The 3,553-nt window shown below is 62.9% G+C and carries 4 protein-coding genes; 2 read left to right on the forward strand and 2 right to left on the reverse strand.

The features are described from left to right. Positions 1 to 576 (reverse strand): LysE family translocator (locus VK519_RS09795; protein ID WP_324349376.1); only part of this gene is annotated, 576 nt, incomplete at its 3' end. A 10-nt stretch (positions 577 to 586) separates the two neighbouring features. Next, positions 587 to 1,423, reverse strand: a complete 837-nt coding sequence (locus tag VK519_RS09800; protein ID WP_324349377.1) for an NIPSNAP family protein — start codon at positions 1,421 to 1,423, stop codon at positions 587 to 589. A gap of 121 nt (positions 1,424 to 1,544) precedes the next feature. Between VK519_RS09800 and VK519_RS09805 the strand changes: the two genes are divergently transcribed. Both VK519_RS09805 and VK519_RS09810 read left to right on the forward strand, forming a co-directional pair. Continuing rightward, positions 1,545 to 2,504, forward strand: coding sequence for a helix-turn-helix transcriptional regulator (locus VK519_RS09805; RefSeq protein WP_324349379.1), 960 nt, complete (start codon positions 1,545 to 1,547; stop codon positions 2,502 to 2,504). A 290-nt stretch (positions 2,505 to 2,794) separates the two neighbouring features. After that, the gene (locus tag VK519_RS09810) at positions 2,795 to 3,229 is read left to right on the forward strand and encodes a hypothetical protein (RefSeq protein WP_324349380.1); all 435 of its coding nucleotides are present in this window, start codon (positions 2,795 to 2,797) and stop codon (positions 3,227 to 3,229) included. Positions 3,230 to 3,553: the final 324 nt, after the last annotated feature.

Here is a 3,553-nt window from a genome sequence, read left to right on the forward strand (position 1 = left end):
AACGCAACGCGCCGCAAGCACGCTGGCCCCAGGCTTCCCCTGCAGCCAGCCACGCACACGCCCGGCCAGCAACACCATGCCGCCGTAGACGATGCATTGGTTGCCGGCGATCACCAGCCACAGGACCAATGCCTGAATCCACACGCCGCCATATTCCGGGCGCAGGAATTGCGGGAACACAGCCAGCATGAACAGGTAAGCCTTCGGGTTTATCAGGCTGGTGGCAAGCCCCTGGCGGAACGTGGTCCAGTCGTCGCGCACATGCGAGTCCATCTGCATGGCGATCCCATGGCGGCTGCGCAGCAAGCTTATGCCGATCCATCCGATGTACGCGGCGCCGGCAATCAGCAAGGCGTTGAAGGCACCGGGTACCACCTTCACCAGCGCGCCGATGCCCAGCGACGTCATCACCACATGGCACACGCCGCCACTGGCGATGCCGGCCAGCGCCATCATCCCGCGCGAGCGGCCGCCGGTGATCGCGCTGCCGACGATGAAGGCCATGTCCACGCCAGGCAATACGATGATGCCGAAGGCCAGCGGCACGAACAGCCAAAGATGATTCGGGTCGGTCATGGCGAGCTCTTCAATGGGCCTGGTCAAGCCAGCGCAGGCGCGAGCGCGGCGTGGGGTCCATGACCTGGCGTTCGGTGGGTGCCCGTGTCAGCCCGGTGGCGGACAGTTCGCGTTCCACCTGGTCGAGCTTCGGCGCCAGATGCTTCGACAGCGTCGTGTCGTCGCGGACCACGCCCAGCCAGACCAGCCAGGGTCCATCGGTACGAATGGGCAGCTGGGGGAAACTGTTGGGTGCGTCCAGCGTCACCAGGATGCCCGCCGAATGCACGCCGTCCATCGCATAGTGCTTGAACGCCGCCTCCGCCTTCGCCGCGAAGGCGTCCTCGCTGCCTTTCTTCACCGAAAAGATCTGCGCCACCACCACACCGGCGGCACCATTCGGTTCAAGCACCGGATCCACCGCGGGGAGCACCGTGACGTCCTGATCTGGGTGCAGCGGCCGCATCAGCATCACGTTGTCGCTGTCGGGCAGGATGGCATTGACCTTGGTACGGTGCTCGCGCCACACCGGGCCGTAGTAGAACGATGCATTCACCACCGCCCGCGCGCTCATGTCATGGAAGCCGCGCAGCCATGTGAAGTGGTTCGGATTTCCCCGGTCAGCGAATTGACCAAAAACGATGGCGGCGAGCTGTTGCATCGCCTCCGGGAAGTAGGCGTCGAAGTAAGCGATGAAATGCGATCGCTCGCCGTCCTTGGTGATATAGCGGCGAAACTCGATGGCCTGGTAATTAGTGAGGTGGGTGACGGTGTCCATCGCGCTCATTGGCGTGGGCTGCTCACCTGCGCTTGCCGGTAGCGTGATGGCGGCAAGGAGGCAGGAACCGATAGCGGTGGAAAGCTTCACGTGGATGTCCTTTGGTTGGATCGAAGTGACCCGTATCCCCAGGGGTCTGGCGCCCCGTCCGCAAGGACATTAGGTGATAAACAGGACAGTTTCCGTCCTGATTAAAGCCTAGAATCGAGCCATGGCCGCTCCCACCACCCGCGTACTTGCCGTCCTGGAATTGCTCCAGGCGCACGGCCGCATGAGCGGTCCGGGCCTGGCGGCGCGGGTGGGCGTGGATGTGCGCACCTTGCGCCGCTACATGACCACGCTCGAAGACCTGGGCATTCCCATTACCACCGAGCGTGGCCGGCATGGCGCATACATGCTGGTGGCCGGCTTCAAGCTGCCACCGATGATGTTTACCAATGACGAAGCGGTGGCTCTATCGGTGGGCATGGTGGCCGCGCGCGGCCTGGGCCTTGCTCAAGGTGCGCCGGCGCTCGAAAGCGCGCATGCAAAGCTGACGCGCGTGATGCCCGAGCGCCTGAAAGGCCACGTGGGCGCCATCACCGACACGATAAAGCTCGAGCACCTGCCCACGTTGAGCACGCCGGCGAGCAACGCGGCATTGATGACCCTGATCGCGGCTGCGCAGTCGCGCTTGCGCGTGCACCTGGGCTACCTCGCTCCAGGCGGCGGGACGACCGATCGTGATTTCGATACCTACGGATTGGCCTGGCGCGCAGGTGCCTGGTACGCCGTCGGCATGTGCCACTTGAGGCGTGACCTGCGCTCATTCCGGCTCGATCGCATGGTGGGTGTGCAGGTACTGGAGATAGTCTTCCAGCGTCCGCGAGGCTTCGACCCGCTCGCCCAGCTGATGCGCAGCATCGCCACTTTGCAATACGGCCGCACGATCGAAGTACTGCTGCGCGCAGACCTGGACACAGCCACGCGCGCATTCACCCCGGCGATCGGTCTGTTTGAGCCCGTGGCCGACGGCGTGCTGTTGCGTAGCAGCGCCAGTGACAGCGACATGGGCTGGTTCGCACGGCAACTGGCCGCGCTTGGTTTTGATTTCGAGATCCTCGCGCCGGACATCCTGCGTACCGAACTTGCGCGGCTGGCCATGCGGCTGCGTGCGATGGCGGAAGATTGAGCAAGCTGCGATAGGAAGAGTTGCCGAACTTTGCGACGCTTACTATCGACTGTCAGCGTCGCGACCGGCACCATCGCAGGGTTGCCTCCAACGAGGTAACCGGGCTTCGAAAACCCGTCTGTAGCGTCAATGGGAGCCGCGACTTACGTCGCGGCGTCCTGGCGTCGCCTTTGGCGGCGTGCCGGTGTGGGCAATGCCCAGACCGTTTGGCGCTACGCGGTTTTTCGAACCCGGCACGCCGCCACCCTCGTCGCGAGGGTGGCGCACCGCCCGGAGTGTCGATGTCAGTCATGGAAGAAAACGAAATCTACGTCGTGGTCGGCGAGGTCATGGTGCTCTCCGCACGCATCGAGGCGTGCCTGGAATCATGCATCGCCGCCTGCCTCCCCGAAACCAGTCCCATCGCTTCCGAGCCGGTCTTGCGAAGGCTCAACTTCACCAACCAGGTGGCGATCCTGCACGAGTTGGCGCACGGTTTGTACGACCGACGCGACGCCACGGTAGTCGCGTTCCGTCGCTGGCTCCGGCGCCTGAAGCGCATCCGCGAACGGCGCAACGACCTCGTGCATCAGGTGCTAAGGGTCGCGCGTTCGCGCGAAGAACTAGGACGCTGGAAATCGGAGATCGAACGCATGCGCGAAGAATGCGAGCAGGCACCTCGCTGGGCCCAGGCCCTACGCACCCGCCAGCTCATTAGGGGTCAGAGTCATTTAGATGAGTGTTAGCGATAGCGTCGCTCCGCTTTAAGATGACTCTGACCCCTTAACGCTCGGTAACAGCGTATAACCGGGTCGAGAGGGGTTCGTACAATCAATAGCTAGGCGACAGGGGAGCACCTATGCGAATTCGAGTAAGTATTCTGGCTTTGTCTCTAGCGACCGGTGCTGCCGCTAGCCCCGCCGTGTCAACCTACAGCCAAGCGCGTGCATCTTGGGAAAAGCACAGGGACAGCAAGGAATATCAAACTTACGTAGAGGAGTTTATGCAGTTCAACAATCACTACAAGCTTGACGAAAAGGACGGCTGTTATGCGCTCCCAGGTGGGTCAG

The sequence above is a fragment of the Pinirhizobacter sp. genome (assembly GCF_035317885.1).
Taxonomy (GTDB): Bacteria; Pseudomonadota; Gammaproteobacteria; order Xanthomonadales; family Rhodanobacteraceae; genus Pinirhizobacter.

What these genes read in the sequence shown, in the direction of transcription:
- VK519_RS09810 (WP_324349380.1), top strand. Translation starts at nt 2,795, where the DNA reads ATGGAAGAAAACGAAATCTACGTCGTGGTCGGCGAGGTCATGGTGCTC.
- VK519_RS09805 (WP_324349379.1), top strand. Translation starts at nt 1,545, where the DNA reads ATGGCCGCTCCCACCACCCGCGTACTTGCCGTCCTGGAATTGCTCCAG.